This is a genomic window from Klebsiella terrigena, assembly GCF_006539725.1.
Lineage (GTDB): Bacteria > Pseudomonadota > Gammaproteobacteria > Enterobacterales > Enterobacteriaceae > Klebsiella > Klebsiella terrigena.
The window spans coordinates 197,912-221,765 of the sequence record NZ_BJNO01000003.1; the positions used below are offsets into that span (position 1 = coordinate 197,912).

Annotated in this window: 22 protein-coding genes; 13 read left to right on the plus strand and 9 right to left on the minus strand. The window is 60.7% G+C overall.

The genetic code is table 11. From position 1 onward, the window contains the following. The first annotated feature begins 1 nt into the window (after position 1). Complete coding sequence (gene mdtQ / locus RTE01_RS05845; RefSeq protein ID WP_076945724.1) at positions 2-1,441, plus strand: multidrug resistance outer membrane protein MdtQ; 1,440 nt, start codon at positions 2-4, stop codon at positions 1,439-1,441. Between the two features lie 43 nt (positions 1,442-1,484). Here mdtQ and RTE01_RS05850 read toward each other — a convergent pair whose 3' ends face one another. Next, positions 1,485-2,054: a DedA family protein gene (locus RTE01_RS05850; protein WP_041146459.1), complete on the minus strand. Its 570-nt coding sequence runs from the start codon at positions 2,052-2,054 to the stop codon at positions 1,485-1,487. Between the two features lie 239 nt (positions 2,055-2,293). Here RTE01_RS05850 and RTE01_RS05855 point away from each other — a divergent pair, with 239 nt between their 5' ends. Then, the gene (locus tag RTE01_RS05855) at positions 2,294-2,881 is read left to right on the plus strand and encodes a Yip1 family protein (protein ID WP_041146458.1); all 588 of its coding nucleotides are present in this window, start codon (positions 2,294-2,296) and stop codon (positions 2,879-2,881) included. Between the two features lie 175 nt (positions 2,882-3,056). After that, positions 3,057-4,004 (plus strand): D-alanyl-D-alanine endopeptidase, encoded by a 948-nt coding sequence (gene pbpG, locus RTE01_RS05865; RefSeq protein WP_041147702.1) that lies wholly within the window; start codon positions 3,057-3,059, stop codon positions 4,002-4,004. Between the two features lie 102 nt (positions 4,005-4,106). Here pbpG and RTE01_RS05870 read toward each other — a convergent pair whose 3' ends face one another. Further along, positions 4,107-4,661 (minus strand): GNAT family N-acetyltransferase, encoded by a 555-nt coding sequence (locus RTE01_RS05870; protein WP_041146457.1) that lies wholly within the window; start codon positions 4,659-4,661, stop codon positions 4,107-4,109. 160 nt (positions 4,662-4,821) lie between these two features. Beyond that, a complete protein-coding gene (gene dld / locus RTE01_RS05875) occupies positions 4,822-6,558 on the minus strand; it encodes a D-lactate dehydrogenase (RefSeq protein ID WP_141334788.1) in 1,737 nt (578 codons plus the stop codon). Between the two features lie 289 nt (positions 6,559-6,847). On the opposite strand from dld, the gene bglX reads away from it, so the two are divergent. From bglX to RTE01_RS05900, 5 genes are all read left to right on the plus strand, one after another. After that, positions 6,848-9,145: a beta-glucosidase BglX gene (gene bglX / locus RTE01_RS05880; RefSeq protein ID WP_134527069.1), complete on the plus strand. Its 2,298-nt coding sequence runs from the start codon at positions 6,848-6,850 to the stop codon at positions 9,143-9,145. A 140-nt stretch (positions 9,146-9,285) separates the two neighbouring features. Further along, complete coding sequence (osmF, locus tag RTE01_RS05885) at positions 9,286-10,203, plus strand: glycine betaine ABC transporter substrate-binding protein OsmF (RefSeq protein WP_134527066.1); 918 nt, start codon at positions 9,286-9,288, stop codon at positions 10,201-10,203. 6 nt (positions 10,204-10,209) lie between these two features. After that, complete coding sequence (locus RTE01_RS05890; protein ID WP_041147701.1) at positions 10,210-11,367, plus strand: ABC transporter permease; 1,158 nt, start codon at positions 10,210-10,212, stop codon at positions 11,365-11,367. Then, complete coding sequence (locus tag RTE01_RS05895; protein WP_134527063.1) at positions 11,360-12,307, plus strand: ABC transporter ATP-binding protein; 948 nt, start codon at positions 11,360-11,362, stop codon at positions 12,305-12,307. The genes RTE01_RS05890 and RTE01_RS05895 overlap by 8 nt, the downstream gene beginning before the upstream one ends. After that, positions 12,291-13,028, plus strand: a complete 738-nt coding sequence (locus tag RTE01_RS05900) for an ABC transporter permease (RefSeq protein ID WP_141334790.1) — start codon at positions 12,291-12,293, stop codon at positions 13,026-13,028. The genes RTE01_RS05895 and RTE01_RS05900 overlap by 17 nt, the downstream gene beginning before the upstream one ends. Here the strand turns inward: RTE01_RS05900 and RTE01_RS05905 are convergent. Both RTE01_RS05905 and RTE01_RS05910 read right to left on the minus strand, forming a co-directional pair. Further along, positions 13,003-13,116, minus strand: a complete 114-nt coding sequence (locus RTE01_RS05905) for a protein YohO (protein ID WP_071844955.1) — start codon at positions 13,114-13,116, stop codon at positions 13,003-13,005. The two genes, RTE01_RS05900 and RTE01_RS05905, sit on opposite strands and share 26 nt — an antisense overlap. A gap of 59 nt (positions 13,117-13,175) precedes the next feature. Then, complete coding sequence (locus RTE01_RS05910) at positions 13,176-13,907, minus strand: MerR family transcriptional regulator (protein WP_123551727.1); 732 nt, start codon at positions 13,905-13,907, stop codon at positions 13,176-13,178. Between the two features lie 213 nt (positions 13,908-14,120). Here RTE01_RS05910 and RTE01_RS05915 point away from each other — a divergent pair, with 213 nt between their 5' ends. From RTE01_RS05915 to RTE01_RS05925, 3 genes are read left to right on the plus strand one after another with little or no spacing between them, the layout of a single operon-like run. Then, on the plus strand, positions 14,121-15,809 hold the full coding sequence (locus RTE01_RS05915; RefSeq protein WP_041146449.1) for a sensor histidine kinase: 1,689 nt from the start codon (positions 14,121-14,123) through the stop codon (positions 15,807-15,809). Continuing rightward, on the plus strand, positions 15,803-16,522 hold the full coding sequence (gene btsR, locus RTE01_RS05920; protein ID WP_041146448.1) for a two-component system response regulator BtsR: 720 nt from the start codon (positions 15,803-15,805) through the stop codon (positions 16,520-16,522). The genes RTE01_RS05915 and btsR overlap by 7 nt, the downstream gene beginning before the upstream one ends. Before the next feature lie 53 nt (positions 16,523-16,575). Continuing rightward, complete coding sequence (locus RTE01_RS05925; protein ID WP_041146447.1) at positions 16,576-17,046, plus strand: YehS family protein; 471 nt, start codon at positions 16,576-16,578, stop codon at positions 17,044-17,046. 50 nt (positions 17,047-17,096) lie between these two features. Here RTE01_RS05925 and RTE01_RS05930 read toward each other — a convergent pair whose 3' ends face one another. Both RTE01_RS05930 and metG read right to left on the minus strand, forming a co-directional pair. Continuing rightward, a complete protein-coding gene (locus tag RTE01_RS05930) occupies positions 17,097-17,558 on the minus strand; it encodes a YehR family lipoprotein (RefSeq protein ID WP_134527060.1) in 462 nt (153 codons plus the stop codon). Positions 17,559-17,707: 149 nt separating this feature from the next. Then, positions 17,708-19,741, minus strand: a complete 2,034-nt coding sequence (metG, locus tag RTE01_RS05935) for a methionine--tRNA ligase (protein ID WP_134528583.1) — start codon at positions 19,739-19,741, stop codon at positions 17,708-17,710. A gap of 153 nt (positions 19,742-19,894) precedes the next feature. Here metG and apbC point away from each other — a divergent pair, with 153 nt between their 5' ends. Further along, positions 19,895-21,004: an iron-sulfur cluster carrier protein ApbC gene (gene apbC / locus RTE01_RS05940; protein WP_041146445.1), complete on the plus strand. Its 1,110-nt coding sequence runs from the start codon at positions 19,895-19,897 to the stop codon at positions 21,002-21,004. A 99-nt stretch (positions 21,005-21,103) separates the two neighbouring features. On the opposite strand, the gene RTE01_RS05945 is transcribed toward apbC, so the two are convergent. Then, positions 21,104-21,421 carry an RcnB family protein gene (locus RTE01_RS05945; RefSeq protein WP_041146444.1) on the minus strand — a complete coding sequence of 106 codons (318 nt, stop codon included), beginning with the start codon at positions 21,419-21,421 and terminating at the stop codon, positions 21,104-21,106. 176 nt (positions 21,422-21,597) lie between these two features. Between RTE01_RS05945 and RTE01_RS05950 the strand changes: the two genes are divergently transcribed. Then, positions 21,598-22,512 (plus strand): LysR family transcriptional regulator, encoded by a 915-nt coding sequence (locus RTE01_RS05950; protein ID WP_076945845.1) that lies wholly within the window; start codon positions 21,598-21,600, stop codon positions 22,510-22,512. Here the strand turns inward: RTE01_RS05950 and RTE01_RS05955 are convergent. Then, complete coding sequence (locus RTE01_RS05955; protein ID WP_141334792.1) at positions 22,509-23,852, minus strand: NCS2 family permease; 1,344 nt, start codon at positions 23,850-23,852, stop codon at positions 22,509-22,511. The two genes, RTE01_RS05950 and RTE01_RS05955, sit on opposite strands and share 4 nt — an antisense overlap. Between the last annotated feature and the right edge of the window lie 2 nt (positions 23,853-23,854).

Genomic DNA, 23,854 nt, shown 5'->3' on the forward strand with positions numbered 1-23,854 from the left:
CATGAACCTGAATCTGAGCAAACGCGTTATCGCCGGGCTGCCCCTGGTCATTGCGCTGGCCGGCTGCGCGCCGTCACACGATACCGGCACTGCGCCGCAGCAGCAGACACCTGCCTCCCATGTGGCAACGGAGCTGCCTGCCAGCGTGAAAAACGGCTGGCCGCACGACAGCTGGTGGCAAGAGTACCGCGATCCGCAGCTGAACAGCCTGATTCAGCGCGCCTTAGCCAACGCGCCGGATATGCAGATTGCCGACCAGCGGATAAAGCTGGCGGAAGCCCAGGCGCGGATGTCGCAGGCCAACCTTGGCCCGGAGATGGACTTTTCCGCCAACGTTGAGCGGCAGAAAATGTCCTCAGAGGGGCTGATGGGGCCTTTCGCGACCGATACCGATGGCAACACCGGGCCGTGGTACACCAACGGCACCTTCGGCCTGACGGCGGGCTGGGATCTGGATCTGTGGGGGAAAAATCGCGCGCTGGTGAAGGCCCGCATAGGTGAAGTGAAGGCACAGATAGCCGAGCAGGCGCAAACCCGGGAGCTGCTGGCCAGCAGCGTGGCACGCCTCTACTGGCAGTGGCAGACCGAGGCGGCGGTGAAAAACGTGCTGCAGCAGCTGAAGGATGAGCAGAACAATATCGTCAGCGTCGATCGCGCGCTGTACCAGCGTGGGATCACCAACTCGGTTGAGGGGGCGGAGAACGATATCAACGTCAGCAAAACCGATCAGCATCTGGCCGATGTCACCGGCAGCATGAAGGAGATTGAGGCGCGTCTGATGGCCTTAACCAACAGCCAGAGCCGGGCGCTGAACCTCCGTCCGGCGCCTCTGCCTGCCGTCAGCACGCAGATGCCAACCGAACTGGGCTACGAGCTGCTGGCGCGCCGCCCGGATCTGCAGGAGGCGCACTGGTATATCGAAGCCTCTTTAAGCGAGGTGGATGCGGCGAAAGCGGCGTTCTATCCGGATATTAACCTGATGGGCTTCCTGCAGCAGGATGCCCTGCACTTAAGCGATCTGTTCCGCCACTCGGCGCAGCAGATGGGGCTGTCAGCGGGCCTGACGCTGCCTATTTTTGATAGCGGCCGCCTGAACGCCAACCTGGATATCGTCAGCGCGCAGAACAATCTGTCGGTGGCAAAGTATAACAAAGCGGTCGTTGACGCGGTGAATCAGGTAGCGAAGGCGGCGAGCCAGGTAGAGACCCTGATGGAGAAAAATCAGCAGCAGCAGCAGGTCGAAAAAGACGCCCGGCGGATGGTGGATCTGGCGCAGGCGCGGATGAACGCCGGGATCCTGCCGGGTTCGAAAGTGAGTATGGCGAAGCTGCCGGCGCTCGAAGAGCGGATTTCCGCGCTGCGCCTGCACGGTCAGTGGCTGGACGCCAACATTCAGCTGACCTCTGCGCTGGGCGGCGGCTACCGCCAGGCCGCGAAGTAATCCCCTTTTCCCCGGCGGCGAAGACGCCGGCCGGGGCGCCCGTCTACTCTTTCCTTTGCGCCTCGCGGCGCTTCAGCCACCAGTGCGCGGCGAGCACCAGCACAACCGCAAGGATCAGCCAGACTGCGTGCTTGAGATGACCATCAAGATGATGCAGCCACGGGCCAATGGCTTCTCCCCCCAGGTAGCCGAGGGTGGTGAACAGCAGCGCCCAGACGATCGCCCCGAGGATATTGAGCGGCATAAAGACCTTCGGCGGCAGGCGGCTGGCGCCGATCAACAGCGGGCCGATGATGCGAAAGCCGTACATAAAGCGCGTCCCGATGACGAACAGATAGGGGCGGCGCTGGATCATGCGCTGCGCCTTACGGATCCGCGCCTGTTGGCGGGAAAAGCGTCGCAGCAGCCGGCCGCCAAAGCGCCTGCCGAGCAGGTACAGCAGCTGATCGCCAATCATCCCGCCGAGCGCCACGGAAATGACCACCAGCGGAAACTTCAATAAGCCCTGATGCGCCGCCACTCCGCCAAGGAGGGTGATCGTTTCGCCTTCCGCTATGCTGCCGATGACCAGCGCAGCGTAGCCATAATGGGAAATCAGGTTATTGATATCCATACAAAAAATTCTCCCTCCTCGCGGCATCGTTCCGGTAGCGCCGGCGCGCGGCCTGTGCCCGGCCCGACTGCCAGTCTTACCCGTCCTGAATGACGTGACGTTTTGACCCTAAAGCCTAAGCATACACCCTGGCGCTTAAAATGAGGTTAAGTGCCTTTTTATCGCTGTACACAAAATAATCTCTCAGGGTGAATTATACTTGTATCACTGCTGTACGAAGCCGTGACAAGGGGGACGATATGAACCATGTCTGGGGACTCTTCTCTCATCCGAATCAAGAGATGAGCGTTATCAAGAGCGAAAACGAAACGATTTCGCATCACTACACGCACCACGTGCTGGTCATGGCGGCGGTTCCGGTTATCTGCGCGTTTATTGGCACCACGCAGCTGGGCTGGAACTTCGGCGATGGCACCGTGATAAAACCGTCGCTGTTTACCGGGCTGGCGCTCGCGGTGCTGTTTTATGCCGTGATGCTCGCCGGGGTGGCGGTGATGGGGCGGGTCATCTGGTGGATGGCGAGAAGCTATCCGCAGCGGCCCTCGCTAAAACGCTGCATGGTGTTTGCAGGCTACGTCGCGACGCCGCTGTTTTTAAGCGGGATCGTGGCGCTCTATCCGCTGGTGTGGCTGTGCGCGTTTGTCGGCACGGTGGCGCTATTTTACACCGGCTACTTGCTCTATCTCGGGATCCCAACCTTCCTGAGTATCAATCGTGAAGAGGGGCTAAGCTTTGCCAGCTCCACCCTCGCAATCGGGGTGCTGGTGCTGGAAGTGCTGCTGGCGATAACCGTTATCCTGTGGGGCTACGGATACCGGCTGTTCTAACAACATACATTGCCAGCATAAATGGATTTTTATGCTGGCAATGCAGCATTTGCTCACTATTCTTATTAGCCAGGCGCGGCCGTGGCGCGGTATGATTGCTCCCGCCAGCGTCGTTTTTGCTTCAGCGCCGCAGCGTACGTACAAACGTGCAAAAATACTTTTCAGAATGCTCACCATGCCGAAATTTCGAGTTTCTTTGCTCAGCCTGACTTTGCTGCTGGCTGTTCCTTTTGCGCCCCAGGCGATAGCAAAAACCCCCGCGACCCTTCACGCCATGCAGCCGGATATCGCTTCCGGTAGCGCGATGATTGTCGATCTTGCGAGTAAAAAAATTGTCTACCAGAGCCAGCCGGATCTGGTTCGCCCGATGGCCTCCATCACCAAAGTGATGACCGCCATGGTGGTTCTTGATGCCCATCTGCCGCTGGATGAGATGCTGAGCGTGGACATCAGCCATACCCCGGAAATGAAGGGGATCTATTCGCGCGTGCGCCTGAACAGCCAAATCAGCCGCCGCAACATGCTGCTGCTGGCGCTGATGTCTTCAGAAAACCGCGCCGCCGCGAGCCTCGCTCACCATTACCCCGGCGGCTATGACGCCTTTATTCGCGCGATGAACGCCAAGGCGCAGGCGCTGGGCATGACCCATACCCGCTACGTTGAACCGACCGGCCTGTCGATTCACAACGTCTCCACCGCGCGCGATCTGACCAAACTGCTGATTGCTACCGAGCAGTATCCGCTGATCGGCCAGCTGAGCACCACCAAAGAGGATATGGCCACGTTCGCCCAGCCGGCCTACACGCTGCCGTTCCGCAACACCAACCACCTGGTGTATCGCGATAACTGGAATATTCAGCTGACCAAAACCGGCTTTACCAACGCCGCAGGCCACTGCCTGATCATGCGCACGGTGATTAATCAGCGCCCGGTGGCGCTGGTGGTGATGGATGCGTTTGGCAAATATACGCACTTTGCCGACGCCAGCCGCCTGCGGACGTGGATTGAGACCGGGAAGGTGATGCCGGTTCCGGCTTCCGCTCTGAGCTATAAAAAGCAGCGTGAAGCGCAGATGGCGGATGCGATGCTGAAAGGCGGCGCGCAGACCGCGCAGAACGATTAATCGGACGCCAGGCTTTGCCCAAAGCGCCGGCTCGGGGATTGCCCGTCCCGGCGCTTTTGCGCTCTCCCCGCAGGCGACGCCGCTGCGGGTTCTCGCCCAAATCTACTCCGGGATCGTCAGGTCGCCGTCGCCAAGCCGGCGCTGCATAATCAGCGTATCCCGCCAGTCGCCCATCTTGTAGCCCACGCTGCGCAGCTGTCCCGCCACGCTAAAGCCAAATTTCTTGTGGATCGCCAGCGAGCCGGCGTTATTGTGCCCGTCGCCGATGATCGCCAGCATCTGCCGCCACGGCCCCTGCTCGCACTTCGCGATGAGCTGCGACAGCAGGGCGCTGCCGATGCCGCGTCCGCCCATGCCTGATTCGACGTAAATCGACTCTTCAAGGGTGTAGCGATAGGCCGGGCGAGGGCGGTAAAAGGTGGCGTAGCAGTAGCCGACGATGGACCCACGCCACAGCGCCACCAGCCACGGAAGGCCGTTGTCGCGTACGGTTTTAATCCGCTTGCGCATTTCGTCGACGGTGGGGGGAATATCTTCAAAGGAGGCGCGCCCGTTGAGGACGTGCCAGACGTACAGCGCGGCGATGGCGTGAGCATCATCGGGCAGGGCTTCGCGGATTTCTAATTCAGCGCTGTGTAACATATCCGCTTCGGACATGGTGGGGCTCCTTAAGCCAGGTTTACCGGGGACGCGTTTTCTTCGGCATGCAGCGTAATACATAACCCCGGTAGATGAATAGCCCCGGCAGGGATCGTTCTTCGGCCTGCTTGCCCGCGGGCGAAGTCAGGCCGAAGACGTTCGCGGTTAGCCTCTGCGCCTACGAGGCGCTGCCGTCGCTCTCCTGGCGCTCGCCCCAGTATTTTTGCTTGCTGGTTTTGCCGATCCCCGGGTTCATGCTGTTGGTCGGGTCGTTCTGGCGGTAGAACTGCTTTAAGCTCTCCGGCGCTTCGTAAAGATGCCCGACGTTGTGCTCGGCGGGATACTGCGCGCCGCGCGCTTTTAGCAGCTCCAGCATTTTCTCCTTCAGCGCGTGGGCATCCACGCCTTTCTTAACGATGTAGTCCTGGTGGAAGACGTGGCACATAAAGTGGCCGTAATAGAGCTTATAGACCAGCTGGTTGTCGATTTCGGCCGGCAAATGCTCAAACCACTCGGTGTCGTTGCGGCGCAAGGCGATATCCAGCGCCAGAATATCCTCCACCTCGTCGGCGTGAACGGCCTGGTAGCGGATGGCGGCACCCGCCGCGGCGAAGCGGTGCAGGAACGCCTTGCTGCCTTCCTCCGCCGTGCAGACGAAGAAATCGCCCTCGGCCTCTTTAAAGTACTCCGTCAGCCACGCCTGGGCTTCCTCGACGCCGTCGCCCGCCATCTTCAGCAGCAGGTGGTGCTCATATTTATCGCGCCAGGTTTTCATTCGCTCCGGCAGGTGCGCCGGGAAAACGTGACCGATTTTTTGCATAAAGCGGTCGGTGAAATGCGGCTTAAACAGCGGCACTTTCTCCAGCATCGCGTCGGTGCGGCCCTTCATGGTGAAGAAGAACGGCATTTTGTCGGTGCCGAGCTTGTCGATCATCAGGAAGGTGTCCTTGCCGTAGCGCTCGGCGATATCGTAGATATCGCGATGCATATACTCTCCCGCCACCGGCAGGTTGTTAAATTCAGCAAGAATATGGCGGCGGATTTCGGTCAGCACTTCAGGCCTGTTACTGCCGATATAAAACACCTGCTGGCGCTTTTCTGCCGGGAAGGTGTCGAGACGGGCGGCAAATACCGCCAGCTTGCCGGCGCAGCCCGAAGACTCAAACAGGCGGTCGGGGTCGGCGTTGTAGCGCGCCGGCGTGTCGGCGGTCACGTCGCGCACGCGGGTGACGTAATCATGATCGTGGGCGTGGCGGCCGTCGTGCAGGACGTCTTCATCCTTAATGCGATCGTCGTCGAGACGGCTGAGGATCTGCTCCGGCGTGGTGCCGAGATCGATGCCCAGGTGGTTAACCAGGCGCAGCCTGCCGCTCTCATCAATCTGCGCAAACAGCGACATCTCGGTATAGGCCGGGCCGCGCTGAACCAGCGAGCCGCCAGAGTTATTGCAGATACCGCCGATAACCGATGCGCCGATGCAGGAGGAGCCAATCACCGAGTGCGGCTCGCGGCCAAACGGCTTCAGCGCCTTCTCCAGCGAATAGAGCGTGGTGCCAGGGAAGGCCAGCACCTGCTCGCCTTTACCCAGCAGATGCAGCTTGTCGAGGCGCAGGGTGCTGATAATCACGATCTCGCGATCGTAATCGTTGCCGCTGGGGGTGGAGCCTTCGGTGAGGCCGGTATTCGCCGCCTGCATGAGAATAATTTTATCGGCCTCCACGCAGGCGCTCAGCACCCGCCAGAGTTCCAGCAGCGTTCCCGGAAAAACCACGGCCAGCGCGTCGCCGTGGCCGGAGCGGAACCCTTTGCGATAGCGCTGGGTTTTGGCCGGATCGGTGAGCAGATGCGAGGAGCCAACCAGTCGCGCCAGCTCTGTCAGAAATGCGTTGTTTTGGGGTGTTGCTGCAGATGACATGATCCACTCCTTGTGGTGGGACAAAAAATTCTGCACTAAGAATAGCGCTTTGTATGACAATTTGGTGCAAGAATGTTGCGAAAAATCAGAGCAGAAGCCGAGCTTTCTACAGGCGTCTCGCCTATGTTTATGGCAAACTGCGGTTTTTATTATACTTGTCGCCTACAAGCTGCGCGCCGCCGGCCTCGCCCTTTACGGGCCGGCGTCGGGACGACGAGCGCCGCAGTTCGAAATTGATAAAGTATAGGTTTCGCCAAAATCCTCGCTACTGGAAGAAAGAGAGATAACCATGAAATGGCTCTGTACTGTAGGCCTCGCCGTTAGCCTGGCGCTGCAACCCGCGCTGGCGGATGAACTGTTCGGCAACCATCCTTTGACTCCGCAGGCGCGGGATGCCTTCGTCAGCGAACTGCTGAAGAAAATGACGGTGGACGAAAAGATAGGCCAGCTGCGGCTGATTAGCGTCGGGCCGGATAACCCGAAAGAGGCGATCCGCGAGATGATCAAAGAGAGCCAGGTCGGGGCTATCTTTAACACCGTGACCCGCTCGGATATCCGCGTGATGCAGGACCAGGTGATGCAGCTCAGCCGGCTGAAAATCCCGCTGTTCTTCGCCTACGACGTGCTCCACGGTCAGCGCACCGTCTTCCCGATTAGCCTTGGCCTGGCCTCCTCCTTTAACCTCGACGCGGTCAATACCGTCGGGCGTATTTCGGCCTATGAAGCCGCCGACGATGGCCTCAACATGACCTGGGCGCCGATGGTGGATGTCTCCCGCGATCCGCGCTGGGGACGCGCTTCTGAGGGCTTTGGCGAAGATACCTATTTAACCACCATGATGGGCAAAGCGATGGTGGAGTCGATGCAGGGCAAGAGCCCGGCGGACCGCTACTCGGTGATGACCAGCGTGAAGCACTTCGCCGCCTACGGCGCGGTGGAGGGCGGTAAAGAGTACAACACCGTCGATACGAGCCCGCAGCGCCTGTTCAACGACTATATGCCGCCGTACAAAGCGGGGCTGGATGCCGGCAGCGGCGCGGTCATGGTGGCGCTTAACTCGCTCAACGGCACCCCGGCCACCTCCGACGCGTGGCTGCTAAAAGAGGTGCTGCGCGACGACTGGGGCTTTAAGGGCATTACCGTTTCCGACCACGGGGCGATCAAAGAGCTTATCAAGCACGGCGTTGCCTCCGACCCGGAAGACGCGGTGCGCGTGGCGCTGAAGTCCGGCATCAATATGAGCATGAGCGACGAGTACTACAGCAAATACCTGCCGGATCTGGTGAAGTCCGGCAAGGTGACGATGGCGGAGCTGGACGACGCGACGCGCCACGTGCTTAACGTCAAATACGACATGGGCCTGTTCAACGATCCATACAGCCACCTGGGGCCGAAGGAGTCAGATCCGCAGGACACCAACGCCGAAAGCCGCCTGCATCGTAAAGAGGCCCGGGAAGTGGCGCGCGAAAGCCTGGTTCTGCTGAAAAACCGTCTCGAGACGCTGCCGCTGAAAAAATCGGGCACCGTGGCGGTCATCGGGCCGCTGGCCGACAGCAAGCGCGACATGATGGGCAGCTGGTCGGCGGCGGGCGTTGCCGACCAGTCGGTTACCGTACTCTCCGGGATTAAAACGGCGCTCGGCGATCGCGGCAAGGTGCTTTACGCCCGCGGTGCCAACGTGACCGACGATAAAGGCATCGTCGATTTCCTCAACCTGTATGAGAAAGCGGTGCAGGTCGATCCGCGCTCGCCGCAGGCGATGATCGACGAGGCGGTGGCCGCCGCGAAGCAGTCCGACGTGGTCGTCGCGGTTGTCGGCGAAGCGCAGGGGATGGCGCACGAGGCCTCCAGCCGCACCGATATCACGCTGCCCAAGAGCCAGCGCGACTTAATCAGCGCCCTCAAAGCCACCGGTAAACCGCTGGTGCTGGTGCTGATGAACGGCCGCCCGCTGGCACTGGTCAAAGAGGATCAGCAGGCTGACGCGATGCTGGAGACCTGGTTTGCCGGCACCGAAGGCGGCAACGCCATTGCCGACGTGCTGTTTGGCGACGCCAATCCGTCCGGCAAGCTGCCGATGTCGTTCCCGCGCTCGGTCGGGCAGATCCCGGTCTACTACAGCCACCTCAATACCGGTCGTCCTTACAACGCCGACAAGCCGAACAAGTACACCTCGCGCTACTTCGACGAGGCCAACGGCCCGCTCTACCCGTTCGGCTACGGCCTGAGCTACACCACCTTTAGCGTCTCTGACGTCAAAATGTCGGCACCGACCATGCAGGCCGACGGCAGCGTGACCGCCAGCGTGCAGGTGACCAATACCGGCAAGCGCGAAGGGGCCACGGTTATCCAGCTGTACCTGCAGGACGTGACCGCCTCGATGAGCCGTCCGGTGAAAATGCTGCGCGGCTTCAAGCGCGTCACGCTCAAGCCGGGCGAGACGCAAACCGTCAGCTTCCCGATTGAGGTTGACGCCCTGAAGTTCTGGAACCAGAAAATGAAATACGCCGCCGAGCCGGGCAAATTCAACGTCTTTATCGGCGTCGATTCCGCCCGCGTGAAGCAGGGCGAGTTTGAATTGCTCTAGTTCGGGCCGGCGCGATGCGCCGACTTTGCTCCTCTATCAGGCCGGGTAACCGGCCTTTTCTTTTCCTTTCATCGCGCATTTGGGCTACTCTTTTCTCTTAAGCTTCTGTAAATGGAGCGCAAATTAAAGAGGGATGCGGGATGAGGATTGCAAGCAAATGGTCGGGCGCGCTGGCGCTGGCAGCCCTGGTGAGCCTTCCGCTGCAGGCGGCGGAGCCGGTTAAAGTGGGCTCAAAAATTGACACCGAAGGGGCGCTGCTGGGCAATATTATTTTGCAGGTTCTTGAGAGCCACGGCGTAAAAACGGTGAACAAAATTCAGCTCGGCACCACGCCGGTGGTGCGCGGCGCCATTACCGCGGGCGAATTAGATATTTACCCTGAGTATACCGGCAACGGAGCCTTCTTCTTTAAGCAGGAGAACGACCCGGCGTGGAAAAACGCGCAGCAGGGTTATGAGAAGGTCAAAACCCTGGACGCCGAGAAGAATAAGCTCATCTGGCTAACGCCCGCGCCGGCCAACAACACCTGGACCATCGCCGTGCGTCAGGATGTGGCGCAAAAAAATCATCTCACTTCGCTGGCCGACCTGAGCGGCTATCTGCAAAAGGGAGGCGAATTTAAGCTGGCGGCCTCCGCGGAGTTTATCGAACGTCCGGATGCGCTCCCGGCCTTTGAAAAGGCCTACGATTTCAAGCTTAATCAAAGCCAGCTGTTGTCGCTGGCCGGCGGCGACACGTCGGTGACCATCAAGGCGGCGGCGCAGCAGACTTCCGGCGTCAACGCGGCGATGGCCTACGGGACCGACGGGCCGGTGGCCGCGCTCGGGCTGCAAACGCTGAGCGACCCGAAAGGTGTGCAGCCGATCTACGCCCCGGCGCCGGTCGTGCGCGAAGCGGTGCTGAAGGCCTATCCGCAGATAGCACAGTGGCTGCAGCCGGTCTTCGCCAGCCTTGACGAAAAAACGCTGCAGCAGCTCAACGCCAGCATTGCGGTGGAGGGGCTGGACGCGAAGAAAGTTGCCGCAGACTATCTGCAGCAAAAAGGGCTGTTGAAGTAGGTTTTGGTGGCTATTCGTTGCTATAACCGCGTTTCGCTGCTGCTGGCACTTTTACTGCTGATGATGGTGGCGCTGCCGTTTGTTAACTATGCGCCGAACCGGCTGCTCTCCGGCGAGGCGCGCTGGCTGTGGCAGAGCTGGCCGTGGCTGGCCGCCGCGCAGCTGGGCATGGCGGCGGCCGTCCTGCTGCTTTGCGCGCTCCCCGGGCGCTTACCGCTGCTGTTAACTTTCCTGATAGCCGATGCGCTGCTGCCGCTGCTGTGGTACGGCGGCGGGCAGGCGGCGCTGCAGCTGGCGCAAAGCGGGTCGTCGCTGGCGCGCACGTCGCCGGGCAGCGGCCTGTGGCTGTCGCTGGCGCTGTGCCTGCTGCTGGCCAGCGATGCGATACGGCGCCTGACGGCACGCACCCTGTGGCGCTGGTTGCTCAATGCGCAAATCTGGCTCATTCCCTGCGTCCTGCTGGCGACGGGGAGGCTTGACTCGCTCTCGCTGCTAAAAGAGTACGCCAACCGCCAGGATATCTTTGACGATGCCCTGCGCCAGCACGTGCTCCTGCTGCTCGGTACGCTGCTGCCCGCTCTGCTCATCGGCGTACCGATGGGCGTGTGGGTCTGGCGGCAGCCGCGCTGGCAGGCGTCGGTGTTTACCTGCCTCAACGTCATTCAAACTATCCCTTCGGTGGCGCTCTTTGGCCTGCTGATCGCGCCGCTTGCCGGCCTGACGCGCCGCTTTCCCGCGCTGGCTGAGGCCGGCATCTCCGGCACCGGAACGGCGCCCGCGCTGATTGCGCTGGTGCTCTACGCGCTGCTGCCGCTGGTGCGCGGCGTGGTCACCGGTCTGCAGCAGGTGCCGCGCGAAGCGCTGGAAAGCGCGGCGGCGATGGGCATGAGCGCTTTCCAGCGTTTCTGGCAGGTACAGCTGCCGCTGGCGCTGCCGATACTGCTGCGCAGCCTGCGGGTGGTGAGCGTACAAACCGTCGGTATGGCGGTGGTGGCGGCGCTGATCGGCGCCGGGGGATTTGGCGCCCTGGTCTTCCAGGGCCTGCTCAGCAGCGCGCTGGACCTGGTGCTGCTCGGGGTGATCCCGACGATCGCACTGGCGGTGGTGGTGGATGCGCTTTTTGCGCTGTGGGGCGCGTTGCTAAAAGGAGAGGCCGGTGATTGAATTTGACGGCGTAAGCAAATCGTTTGCCGGGCAGCCGGCGGTGAAAAACCTCAACCTGCATCTGCGGGAAGGGGCATTCTCGGTGCTGATCGGCACCTCCGGTTCGGGCAAGTCGACCACCCTGAAGATGATCAACCGGCTGGTCGAGCACGACAGCGGCACCATCCGCTTCGCCGGCCAGGATATTCGCGAGCAGCCGGTGCTGGCGCTGCGTCGGCGGATGGGCTATGCCATCCAGTCGATAGGCCTGTTTCCCCACTGGACGGTGGCGCAGAATATCGCCACCGTTCCGCAGCTGCAGAAGTGGCCGCGCCAAAAAGTGGATGCGCGGGTTGATGAGCTGATGGCGCTGCTGGGGCTGGAGGCTACGCTGCGGGCGCGCTATCCGCATCAGCTTTCCGGCGGCCAGCAGCAGCGGGTTGGCGTGGCGCGGGCGCTGGCGGCCAATCCGGAGGTGCTGCTGATGGACGAACCCTTCGGCGCGCTCGATCCGGTGACCCGCGAGGCGCTGCAGCAGGAGATGATCCGCATTCACCGGCTGCTGGGGCGCACCATTGTCCTGGTCACCCACGATATTGACGAGGCGCTGCGGCTGGCGGACCACCTGGTGCTGATGGACGGCGGGGAAGTGGTGCAGCAGGGGAAACCGCTGCAGATGCTGCTGCAGCCGAAGAACGACTTTGTTGAGACCTTTTTTGGCCGCAGCGAGCTTGGCGTGCGCCTGCTGTCGCTGCGCGGCGTCGGCGACTATCTGCGTCGCGATGAACGTCTCGCCGGCGATACCCTCAACGTGGCGATGACGCTGCGCGAGGCGCTGTCGCTGTTCGTGGCCCACCGCCGCGAGGTGCTGCCGGTGGTGGATGAACGGGGAGTCGCCTGCGGGACGCTGCACTTCGCCGATCTGCTGCGCGAGGGGGTTCGACATGAAGGCTCTGCGTGATCCGCTGCTGTGGCTGCTGGCGCTGTTTATCGCCATTCTGCTGGCGCTTCCCTACAGCACGCCGCTGTTTAGCGCCCTGTTTCCGGAGCTGCCGCGCCCGGTCTATCAGCAGCAGAGCTTTCTGGCCCTGACCCTCGCCCACTGCTGGCTGGTGGCGCTCTCCAGCCTCGCGGCAACGCTTATCGGCGTAGGCGCGGGGATTGCGGTAACCCGCCCCGCGGGCCGCGAATTTCGCCCGCTGGTGGAGACCATTGCCGCCATGGGGCAGACCTTTCCGCCGGTGGCGGTGCTGGCGATTGCGGTTCCGGTGCTGGGGTTTGGCTGGGAGCCGGCGCTGATTGCGCTGGCGCTGTACGGCATTCTGCCGGTGCTGCAGGGCACACTAGCGGGCCTGAGCGCGGTGCCCTCGGGGGCGCTTGAGGTAGCGCAGGGAATGGGGATGACCGGCTGGCAGCGGCTGGTAAAAGTCGAGCTGCCGCTGGCGGCGCCGGTGATGCTGGCCGGTATTCGCACTTCGACGATCGTCAATATGGGGACGGCGACGATTGCCTCAACCGTCGGGGCCAATACGCTCGGCACGCCGATCGTCATTGGCCTGAGCGGGTTTAATACCGCCTATGTACTGCAGGGGGCGCTGCTGGTGGCGCTGGCGGCGATCGTGGTCGATCGCGGGTTTGAGCGGCTGAATCAGCGAATCAGCCGACACCGCCGCGAACGATAAAGGAGTAACCGGCAAGCATAACGCCGCTGATCCCGCCGATAGCCATAAATAAGAACAGGGTAATAACCGCAATTTTTGCTGGCTTCATAATAGGCTCCTGATGTTAACGGGGCGATTATACGGTGAAGCGCAGGTGTTAATGAAACATTAATTGCTATTTAGCCAGATAACGCGCCCCTGCTGCTGCCACTCCAGCAGCTGCTCCTGATCGGCGGAAGCGGGCGTTTCACCGCACCACACCAGCAGGGTGCTCTCGGGGAACAGCTCCGGGCGAATCTGCGTCAGCGAGTGGGCGACGACGTCGACCCGCCAGCCCTGTTCGCTGGCCACCCAGCCCTCCAGCCACAGCCGGGCGATGTCGCCGCTGTTCCAGCCCACCACCAGCGCGTGGCTGCCGGGGTGCTTCCAGGCGCTGGCGAGGTTCTGCGCAATATGGTTGATGAGGATCCCGTCGAGAATGCCGCGCAGCGCGATAAGCGTTGGTTGAGGGCTGAGCAGGCGATGGCGTAAAGGAACGAAGAGGTGGTTGACCAGGGTGTGCGCCGGATAGCTGTGGCTGCGCTCTTTAATCCACGTGCGTAAGCGATGGTAGCTGCCGTCGTGGAGCAGCGTCAGCACGATCTCCTGCTGTTCGCGCCAGCCGCCTTGCTCCTGCGGGTCGCTGTCGGCGAGCAGCGTTTTGACTTTTCCTACCTGAACGCCGGAGTCAATCCAGCGCTTAATTTCACGGATGCGGTCAATTTCCTGCTCGTTGAACAGGCGGTGGCCGCCGTCGGTACGCTGAGGTTTAAGCAGTCCGTAGCGCCGCTGCCAGGCGCGAAGCGTGACCGGGTTAACATCGCAAAGCTGGGCCACTTCACCAATCGTATAAAGCGTCATCTCTTCCCCTCCCGCAGAATTCTCCTCCCTATAACTGTAGAAGCTGTTTGTGGAAGGGGAAATATTTGCTCATTTTTTGTGCTGCCAAAAGAGAGCGAGGCGCTAAGAAGTGTGATCGCGGCCATGAATGTTCATTTTCTTGTAGCGCTTCAAAGAAAGATTTTCCCCGGCGGTGTATGTTACGCGCTTTCAGGTGATGTGTGGTCTGCGGGTATGTACGAGTTCGATCTGGTGTTGCTGCTGCTTCAGCAGATGTGCGTCTTTTTAGTCATCGCGTGGCTGATGAGCAAGACGCGGCTGTTCATCCCCCTGATGCAGGTTACCGTCCGTCTGCCGCACAAGCTGCTGTGCTACGTCACCTTCTCCATTTTCTGCATTCTCGGGACCTACTTCGGCCTGCATATCGAAGACTCTATCGCCAATACCCGGGCCATCGGCGCGGTGATGGGCGGCCTGCTCGGCGGGCCGGTGGTCGGTGGCCTCGTCGGGCTGACCGGCGGGCTGCACCGCTACTCGCTTGGCGGCATGACCGCGCTAAGCTGCATGGTTTCCACCATTGTTGAAGGGCTGCTTGGCGGGCTGGTGCACAGCATCCTCGTCAAGCGCGGGCGGCCGGATAAGGTCTTTAGCCCGCTGACCGCCGGGGCGATCACCTTCTTTGCCGAACTGGTACAGATGATGATCATCCTGCTAATCGCGCGCCCGTTTCAGGACGCCCTGCATCTGGTGCAGAGCATTGCCGCGCCGATGATGGTTACCAACACCGTTGGCGCCGCGCTGTTTATGCGTATCCTGCTCGATAAGCGGGCGATGTTTGAAAAATACACCTCGGCGTTTTCCGCCACCGCGCTGAAGGTCGCGGCCTCGACGGAGGGGATCCTGCGCCAGGGGTTTAACGAAGAGAACAGCATGCGGGTGGCGCAGGTGCTTATCCAGGAGCTGGATATCGGCGCGGTAGCGATTACCGATCGCGACCGGCTGCTGGCCTTCACCGGCATTGGCGACGATCACCATCTGCCCGGCAAGCCGATCTCCTCCCTCTACACCCAAAAGGCGATCGACAGCGGGGAGGTGGTGTATGCCGACGGCAACGAGGTTCCCTATCGCTGCTCAATCCATCCGCACTGCAAGCTCGGCTCGACGCTGGTGATCCCGCTGCGCGGCGAGAACCAGCGGGTGATTGGCACCATCAAGCTGTATGAGGCCAAGAACCGGCTGTTCAGCTCAATCAACCGCACGCTGGGCGAGGGGATTGCCCAGCTGCTGTCGGCGCAAATTCTTGCCGGGCAGTATGAGCGCCAGAAGGCGCTGCTCACCCAGTCGGAAATTAAGCTGCTGCATGCCCAGGTTAACCCCCATTTTCTGTTCAACGCCCTCAATACCCTGAAGGCGGTGATCCGCCGCGACAGCGACCAGGCCGGCCAGCTGGTGCAGTATCTGTCGACCTTCTTTCGCAAGAACCTGAAGCGGCCGTCGGAGATTGTCACCCTGGCGGATGAGATTGAGCATGTGAACGCCTACCTGCAGATTGAAAAGGCGCGTTTCCAGACCAATCTACAGATTCAGATGCTGGTGCCCGAGGCGCTGGCGCATCACCAGCTGCCGGCGTTTACGCTGCAGCCGATCGTTGAAAACGCCATTAAGCACGGCACCTCGCAGCACCTTGGGGTGGGCGAGATTATCATTCGCGCCAGCCAGGATGAGCGCTGGCTGCAGCTGGATATCGAAGATAACGCCGGGCTCTATCAGGCCAATCCGGACGCCAGCGGACTCGGTATGAGCCTGGTGGACCGGCGGCTGCGGGCGCGATTTGGCGCCGAGTGTGGAATTACCGTGACCTGTGAAGCCGAGCGCTTTACCCGCGTTACGCTGCGACTGCCCGTGGAGGAGAGCGCGTGTTAAAAGTACTAATAGTTGATGATGAGCCGCTGGCGCGTGAAAACCTGCGGATCCTGCTGGAAGCGCAGAGCGATATCGAGGTCGTGGGCGAGTGCGGTAACGCCGTTGAGGCGATCGGCGCGGTGCACAAGCTGCGCCCGGACGTGCTGTTCCTCGACATCCAGATGCCGCGCATCAGCGGGCTGGAGATGGTCGGCATGCTCGACCCGGAGCATCGGCCCTATATCGTGTTCCTGACCGCCTTCGACGAATATGCGGTTAAGGCGTTCGAGGAGCACGCGTTTGACTATCTGCTCAAGCCGATTGAGGGCGCGAGGCTGGATAAAACCCTCGCGCGCCTGCGCCAGGAGCGCAGCCTGCAGGATATCTCGCTGCTCGACGACGCCCGGCAGGCGCTGAAGTATATTCCCTGCAGCGGGCATAGTCGGATCTGGCTGCTACAGATGGAGGACGTGGCGTTTGTCAGCAGCCGGATGAGCGGTATCTACGTCACCGACAGCGAAGGGAAGGAGGGCTTTACCGAGCTGACCCTGCGCACCCTCGAGAGCCGAACGCCGCTGCTGCGCTGCCACCGCCAGTATCTGGTCAATATGGCCCACCTGAAGGAGATCCGTCTCGAGGAGAACGGCCAGGCCGAGCTGCTGATGCGCGCCGGGCATACGGTGCCGGTCAGCCGTCGCTACTTAAAAAGCCTGAAAGAGGCGATTGGTCTGTAAAACGGCAGAATCGTGGTAGACTTAGCGCCAGTATTTTTCATCATGAAGGCATTATGATCAGCAACGATATCCTACGTAGCCTGCGCTACACCTTGAAAACCAATAATGATGGCCTGGTGCGTATTTTTGCGCTCGGCGATTCCGTCGTCAGCGCAGAGCAGCTGGTACCGTGGCTGAAAAAAGAGGATGAGGAAGGCTTCCAGCGCTGCCCGGATATCCTTCTGTCGATCTTCCTCAACGGTCTGATTTACGATAAACGCGGTAAAGATGAGTCCGCACCGCCGCTGGCGGTGGAGCGTCGGGTGAATAACAATATCGTGCTGAAAAAGCTGCGTATTGCCTTCTCCCTGAAGACCGACGACATTCTCGCCATTCTGACCCAGCAGCAGTTCCGCGTCTCGATGCCGGAAATTACCGCCATGATGCGCGCGCCGGAGCATAAAAACTTCCGCGAGTGCGGCGACCAGTTCCTGCGCTATTTCCTGCGCGGTCTGACCGAGCGCGTTCACGCCGCTAAAGCCTGAGTTTCAGCCTCAGGCAGCCCGGCTGGCGCAACGCTTAGCCGGGCGATGACCTACTTCACTTCCTGAAAACCCTGCTCTTCGAGTAATTTTGTCGACACCGACATCGACACGAACTGCCGCGAGCAGTCGGTAAACATCGATCCCGGCAGCTTGCACAGCTCGCTGATTTTCGCCTCGCTAAAATCGACGCTCAGATGCTCCAGGGCATAGCTGTCTTTGTAGTCGATGGTCTGCTCCACGCCCTTTATGCTGCGATAAACGCTGCTCATCGGTTCAATAATCGCCCGCGCCTGCTCTTTATTGCTGGCGCCGATGGTTTTATAGGGGATGGTGTTGTTGGCATCCTGGCGCAGCACCTTGTCGCCATCATAATAGTAGGTAAAGCTGAGCTCGACGCCTTCGGCCGCGCGGTTAAAGGCTTTGCTCTGCTCTTTTTTGTTGTCGCAGCCGGCCAGCGCCGTGGCAAGCAGAGCGGCGACGGCGATTGCGGTCAGCCTGTGTGTGTATTTCATCCCGGTTCCCTGTGTTGGTATGTATACCGTTCCGTTGTCAGAATAGCGTATTGAGTATTGTTCTTATCCGCGAGGGGTGCAAATAAAAGCGCCCGTCCGGGCGGGCGACAGGCAAAAAAACGCTGCCGGGGCAGCGTTTTTCGCGGAGATTATTTGACCTGTTGGCCAGGCTGGGCGCCGCTGTCCGGGCTGAGCAGGAAGATATCTTTCCCGCCAGGACCCGCCGCCATCACCATCCCTTCGGAGATGCCGAAGCGCATTTTGCGCGGTGCGAGGTTCGCCACCATCACCGTCAGGCGGCCAATCAGCGCCTGCGGATCGGGGTAGGCGCTGCGGATGCCGGAGAAGACGTTGCGCTTCTCGCCGCCGATATCCAGCGTCAGGCGCAGCAGCTTGTCGGAACCGTCGACGAATTCGGCGTTTTCAATCAGCGCGATGCGCATATCGACTTTGGCAAAATCATCAAAGGTGATGGTTTCCTGCAGCGGATCGTCCGCCAGAGGGCCGCTGACCGGTGCGGAGAGCGCCTTCACCTCTTCCTTCGATGCTTCTACCAGCGCCTCAACCTGCTTCATTTCGATGCGGTTATACAGCGCTTTGAAGGTGTTGACCTTATGCGCCAGCAGCGGCTGCTGAACGGCATCCCAGCTCAGTTCGCTGTTGAGGAACGCTTCGGCGCGGGCGGTCAGCTGCGGCAGCACCGGCTTGAGCCAGGTCATCAGCACGCGGAACATATTCAGGCCCATGGTGCAGATCGCCTGCAGATCGGCATCGCGGCCCTCCTGTTTAGCGACTACCCACGGCGCCTGCTCGTCAACGTAGCGGTTTGCCACGTCGGCCAGCGCCATGATTTCACGGATGGCCTTACCGTACTCGCGGCTGTCCCAGGCTTCGCCAATGCTTGCTGCCGCATCGGTGAAGGTTTGATACAGCGCCGGGTCCGCAAGCTCAGCCGCCAGCATGCCGTCGAAACGTTTGGCGATAAAGCCGGCGTTGCGCGATGCGAGGTTAACCAGCTTGTTGACGATGTCAGCATTCACGCGCTGAATGAAGTCTTCGAGGTTCAGGTCGATATCGTCGATGCGCGAAGAGAGCTTGGCGGCGTAGTAGTAGCGCAGGCTGTCGGCATCAAAGTGGTTCAGCCAGGTGCTGGCCTTGATGAAGGTACCGCGCGATTTAGACATCTTCGCGCCGTTGACCGTCACGTAGCCGTGAACGAACAGGTTGGTTGGCTTGCGGAAGCCGCTGCCTTCCAGCATCGCCGGCCAGAACAGGCTGTGGAAGTAGACGATATCCTTGCCGATAAAGTGATACAGCTCGGCGTCAGAGTCTTTCTTCCAGTAGGCGTCAAAGCTTTCGCTGTCGCCGCGCTTGTCGCACAGGTTTTTGAATGAACCCATGTAGCCGATCGGCGCGTCCAGCCAGACGTAGAAGTATTTGCCCGGCGCGTTGGGGATTTCGAAGCCGAAGTACGGCGCATCGCGGGAGATGTCCCACTGCTGCAGGCCAGACTCGAACCACTCCTGCATCTTATTCGCCACCTGCTCCTGCAGCGCGCCGCTGCGGGTCCACGCCTGCAGCATCTCGCTAAAGGAGGGCAGGTCGAAGAAGAAGTGCTCGGATTCACGCATCACCGGCGTCGCGCCGGAAACCACCGATTTCGGCTCGATAAGCTCGGTCGGGCTGTAGGTCGCGCCGCACACTTCGCAGTTATCGCCGTACTGATCCGGTGATTTGCATTTCGGGCAGGTTCCCTTCACAAAACGGTCAGGGAGGAACATCCCTTTTTCCGGATCGTAGAGCTGAGAGATGGTGCGGTTTTTAATAAAACCGTTCTCTTTCAGGCGCGAGTAGATAAGCTCCGACAGCTCGCGGTTTTCGTCGCTGTGGGTGGAGTGGTAGTTATCGTAGCTAATGTCGAAACCGGCAAAATCGGTCTGGTGCTCCTGACTCATCTCGCCAATCATCTGCTCCGGAGAGACGCCAAGCTGCTGAGCTTTCAGCATGATCGGCGTGCCGTGGGCGTCATCGGCGCAGATGAAGTTGACCTCGTGGCCGCGCATTCGCTGGTAACGGACCCAGACATCAGCCTGGATGTGCTCCAGCATGTGGCCGAGGTGGATTGAGCCGTTGGCGTACGGCAGTGCGCACGTTACCAGAATTTTCTTCGCGACTTGAGTCATAGTGAGCATTACATCTTCTGTTGTAAAAAGGGCTTCCGATATTACCAAAAGGGCACTGGGTGCGCCATAAATGGCTGACCATATATGGATAATCCTCAGCTGTGATAAACTCAATCATTACTGAAAGCATCTCATAACAACAAAGGAGTCGGGATGAATTCGCAATCCCAGGCCAAATCCCCCGAACGTCTACGCGCGATGGTCGCCGGAACGCTGGCTAATTTTCAGCACCCCACTTTGAAGCATAATCTCACCGCGCTGAAGGCGCTGCACCACGTTGCCTGGCTGGACGACACCGTGCATATCGAAATTCAGATGCCGTTCGTCTGGCATAGCGCTTTTGAAGCCCTGAAAGAGCAGTGCAGCGCCGAGCTGCTGCGCATTACCGGCGCGCAGGCTATCGACTGGAAGCTGACGCACAGCATCGCCACCCTGAAGCGGGTGAAAAACCAGCCGGGCGTTAACGGCGTGAAGAATATTATTGCCGTGAGCTCCGGCAAGGGCGGCGTCGGCAAATCGTCTACGGCGGTTAACCTCGCGCTGGCGCTGGCGGCGGAAGGGGCGAAGGTCGGTATTCTCGACGCCGATATTTACGGCCCGTCGATTCCTACCATGCTGGGCGCTGAAGATCAGCGTCCCACCTCGCCGGACGGCACCCATATGGCGCCGATTATGAAATTCGGCCTCGCCACCAACTCCATCGGCTATCTGGTGACTGACGAGAACGCCATGGTGTGGCGCGGCCCGATGGCCAGTAAAGCGCTGATGCAGATGCTGCAGGAGACGCTGTGGCCGGATCTCGACTACCTGGTGCTGGATATGCCGCCGGGCACCGGCGACATTCAGCTGACGCTGGCGCAGAACATCCCGGTAACCGGCGCGCTGGTGGTCACCACGCCGCAGGACATCGCGCTAATCGATGCCAAAAAGGGCATCGTGATGTTCGAAAAAGTGGAGGTGCCGGTGCTGGGCATCGTGGAGAACATGAGCATGCATATTTGCAGCAACTGTGGTCACCATGAGGCTATCTTTGGCACCGGCGGTGCGCAGAAGCTGGCGGAAAAATATCACACCCAGCTGCTCGGCCAGCTGCCGCTGCACATTCATCTGCGCGAGGACCTGGATAACGGGACCCCGACGGTGATCGCCCGCCCGGAAAGCGAGTTTACCGATATCTATCGCCAGCTGGCAGGGCGCGTAGCGGCCCAGCTCTACTGGCAGGGTGAGGTTATCCCCAGCGAGATCGCCTTCCGCGCGGTGTAAGCGTCGCGGATAAAACAACGCCCGGGACTTCGCTGCGCCATGCGGGAGCAGCAGAAGGACCGGGCGTTTTTCGTGGCGGCAAGCGGCCGCTAAGCACAATCAGTGCTGGTAGAAAATCTCGCCGTCGTAAATTTTGACAATTTTGCCTTCCGGCTCGGTGACCAGCACGTAGCTGCCGCCCATATAGGTCCAGTGGGTGTTGGCGTCTGGCGCCGGCAGGTGGCGCTGCTGCCACTGCTTAATGGTGTACTCCGGGGTCATATACAGCGGCGGTACGCTATCGCCGACGCGAAACTGCTGGAAGTCGGAGGTCACGCCGTCCAGCTCATATTTCTGCAGATCGGCGGCGGAGACCGACCCAACTGCGCAGGTGCCGGCCAGCAGTACGCCCAGAAGCATCATTTTTGTTTTACGCATAAATTCCTCATTATTATCCTGGACACAAAATCGCAGCCTCGTATCATTCCGAAGCATGAGGGCGATGGCAAGTACTGGTTGATTAAAAATGTAAGCAAACGATGGTGCCGATTACGCGATTCAGCAAACCGCGCCTGTTTTAGGAAAAGTCCGGGGATCCGGAGGTGGGAGTGAATATGTTCAGGCTGGAAGATCTGACGTTATTTGTCCGCGCGGCGGCGTTGGGCAGCTTTAGCGACGCGGCGCGGGAGGTCGGGCAGCAGCCGGCGCAGGTGAGCGCGGCGATTAAGCGTCTGGAGACCACGCTGAATATCCGCCTTTTTGCCCGCTCAACCCGCAGCCTGCGCCTGACCCCCGAAGGGGAGACCTGGCTGCCCTATGCCACGCAGATGCTCGATACCCTGCACGCCGGGCTGCAAAAGATTCAGCTGCCGGATGACCAAATCCGCGGCACGCTGCAAATTGCGGTGCCCTCCGACCTCGGGCGTAACCTGCTGCTGACCGTGTTTCGCGGATTTCGCCAACGCTACCCGGAGCTCAGGCTGCGTATCCTGTTCTCCGATCACCGCACCGACGTGTTTAAAGATCCGGTCGACGTGGCCTTTCGCTACGGCGATAACGACGACGCGTCGTTTATCTCGCTGCCGGTGGCGGCGGAAAACCGCCGGGTGCTGGTGGCTTCCCCGGCGTGGATCGCCGAACACGGTGAACCGCAAACCCTGGAGGAGCTGGCGCAGCGTAACGCTCTGCTGTACGTGCTGCGCGGCAGGCAGTTCGATCGCTGGCCGTTAAGCCTGGCGGGTGAGGTTCAGCATCTGCAGGTTTCTGGCGTTATCGTCAGTGACGATGCGGAAGTGATTCGCCGCCTGGCAATTGCCGGGGAGGGGTTTGCCTACAAGTCCTGGCTCGACGTCAGCGACGATATTCGCGCCGGGCGGCTGCAGGTCCTGCTGCCGCAGTATCAGGGCGACCGGGTGCCGCTGAATATGATTTGCCCGCACCGCAAGCAGCTCTCTGCCGCGGTGCGTTTGCTGTATGAAGAGGTGAAGGCCCGCTGCGAGGCGCTGCACAACCAGCGCCCGGCGCCCTAGTGCCTGACCAGGGTCGCGAAGTAGTAGACCAGCGGAATCGCGAGGATCCACAGCCCTAACGGGATCTCGCGCCACTTTCCGGCCACGCTCTTAATCACCACGTAGAACAGCAGCCCGCCGGCGATGCCAGTACCGAAGCTGTTGGCAATCAGGGTGATCATCACCATCATCAGCACCGGCAGCCCGTCGGTAAAGTTGGCTAAATCGACCTTGCGCAGGCCGCTGAACATATTCAGGCCAATCAGGATCAGCGCCGGCGCGGTGGCCTCTTTGGGGATCATCAGCGCAATCGGGGTAAACAGCAGCATCAGCAGGAACATCACCGCCGCCGCCAGCGCCGTCAGCCCGGTCTTACCGCCGGCTTCGGCCGCCGCGGAGGACTCAATCAGCGCGGTGGCCGCCGGAATGCCGACCCACGGCCCGATGGCCGCAGCAATGGAGTCAACCATAAACGGCCGGTTGATGTGCACCATATTGCCCTCTTCATCCAGCAGTCCCGCCTCGCCGCCTACCGCCAAAGTGGTTCCCATGGTGGAGAAAAACTCGGAGGCGAAAAAGATAAACAGAAACGGCAGAAAGGCGATATTCAGCGCGCCGAGCATATCGACGTGGCCGAGGACCGGCGTCAGCGAGTGCGGCATGGCGATAAAGCTGGTCGGCAGCCGGGTGACGCCGAACGGGATCCCGACAAGGGTGGCAACGAGGATCGCCCACAGGATCGCACCCGGAATGCGCCGCGCCTGCAGCGCAATGGCGAGAAACAGGCCGCACAGCGCTACCAGCGCGCCGGGGGAGAGGAAGTCGCCGAGCATCAGGGCGTTGGTTTTCGCATTCGCCAGCACCAGGCCGGCGTTGCGAAAGCCGAGAACCGCCACGAACAGCCCGATGGAGGCGGTAAGCCCCAGCTTGATCGACTGCGGCACCGAGCGGGTCACCACCTCGCGCAGGCCGAATTTGGTCAGCAGGAAGAACAGAATCCCGGACCAGCAGGCGATGCCGAGGCCGATTTGCCAGCCGATGCCTTCGCTCCCGGCGAGGGTGACGCCCACCAGCACCGACCCGCCGATGCCGGGGCCGACGATAAACGGCAGGTTCGCGTAGAACGCCATCAGCAGCGTGCCGGCGACGAAGACCAAAATGGTTCCGGTAGTGACCGCGCCTTTATCCATTCCGCCAACCGCCAGCAGGCCGGGGATCACCACCAGCAGATAGGCGGCGGCGAGAAAGCCGGTGACCCCCGCCAGGCACTCGGTGCGCAGCGTGCTGCCGCGGGAGTAGAGGGCAAATCGCCGTTCCAGCCAGCGGCTCCGGGTTGATGCAGGAAGCGTGTTGTCAGCCATTA

Bases quoted from the DNA above. Each gene is read 5' to 3' on its own strand.
- mdtQ (WP_076945724.1), top strand. From the start codon at position 2: ATGAACCTGAATCTGAGCAAACGCGTTATCGCCGGGCTGCCCCTGGTC.
- RTE01_RS05850 (WP_041146459.1), bottom strand. From the start codon at position 2,054: ATGGATATCAATAACCTGATTTCCCATTATGGCTACGCTGCGCTGGTC.
- RTE01_RS05855 (WP_041146458.1), top strand. From the start codon at position 2,294: ATGAACCATGTCTGGGGACTCTTCTCTCATCCGAATCAAGAGATGAGC.
- pbpG (WP_041147702.1), top strand. From the start codon at position 3,057: ATGCCGAAATTTCGAGTTTCTTTGCTCAGCCTGACTTTGCTGCTGGCT.
- RTE01_RS05870 (WP_041146457.1), bottom strand. From the start codon at position 4,661: ATGTCCGAAGCGGATATGTTACACAGCGCTGAATTAGAAATCCGCGAA.
- dld (WP_141334788.1), bottom strand. From the start codon at position 6,558: ATGTCATCTGCAGCAACACCCCAAAACAACGCATTTCTGACAGAGCTG.
- bglX (WP_134527069.1), top strand. From the start codon at position 6,848: ATGAAATGGCTCTGTACTGTAGGCCTCGCCGTTAGCCTGGCGCTGCAA.
- osmF (WP_134527066.1), top strand. From the start codon at position 9,286: ATGAGGATTGCAAGCAAATGGTCGGGCGCGCTGGCGCTGGCAGCCCTG.
- RTE01_RS05900 (WP_141334790.1), top strand. From the start codon at position 12,291: ATGAAGGCTCTGCGTGATCCGCTGCTGTGGCTGCTGGCGCTGTTTATC.
- RTE01_RS05905 (WP_071844955.1), bottom strand. From the start codon at position 13,116: ATGAAGCCAGCAAAAATTGCGGTTATTACCCTGTTCTTATTTATGGCT.
- RTE01_RS05910 (WP_123551727.1), bottom strand. From the start codon at position 13,907: ATGACGCTTTATACGATTGGTGAAGTGGCCCAGCTTTGCGATGTTAAC.
- RTE01_RS05915 (WP_041146449.1), top strand. From the start codon at position 14,121: ATGTACGAGTTCGATCTGGTGTTGCTGCTGCTTCAGCAGATGTGCGTC.
- RTE01_RS05925 (WP_041146447.1), top strand. From the start codon at position 16,576: ATGATCAGCAACGATATCCTACGTAGCCTGCGCTACACCTTGAAAACC.
- RTE01_RS05930 (WP_134527060.1), bottom strand. From the start codon at position 17,558: ATGAAATACACACACAGGCTGACCGCAATCGCCGTCGCCGCTCTGCTT.
- metG (WP_134528583.1), bottom strand. From the start codon at position 19,741: ATGACTCAAGTCGCGAAGAAAATTCTGGTAACGTGCGCACTGCCGTAC.
- apbC (WP_041146445.1), top strand. From the start codon at position 19,895: ATGAATTCGCAATCCCAGGCCAAATCCCCCGAACGTCTACGCGCGATG.
- RTE01_RS05945 (WP_041146444.1), bottom strand. From the start codon at position 21,421: ATGCGTAAAACAAAAATGATGCTTCTGGGCGTACTGCTGGCCGGCACC.
- RTE01_RS05950 (WP_076945845.1), top strand. From the start codon at position 21,598: ATGTTCAGGCTGGAAGATCTGACGTTATTTGTCCGCGCGGCGGCGTTG.
- RTE01_RS05955 (WP_141334792.1), bottom strand. From the start codon at position 23,852: ATGGCTGACAACACGCTTCCTGCATCAACCCGGAGCCGCTGGCTGGAA.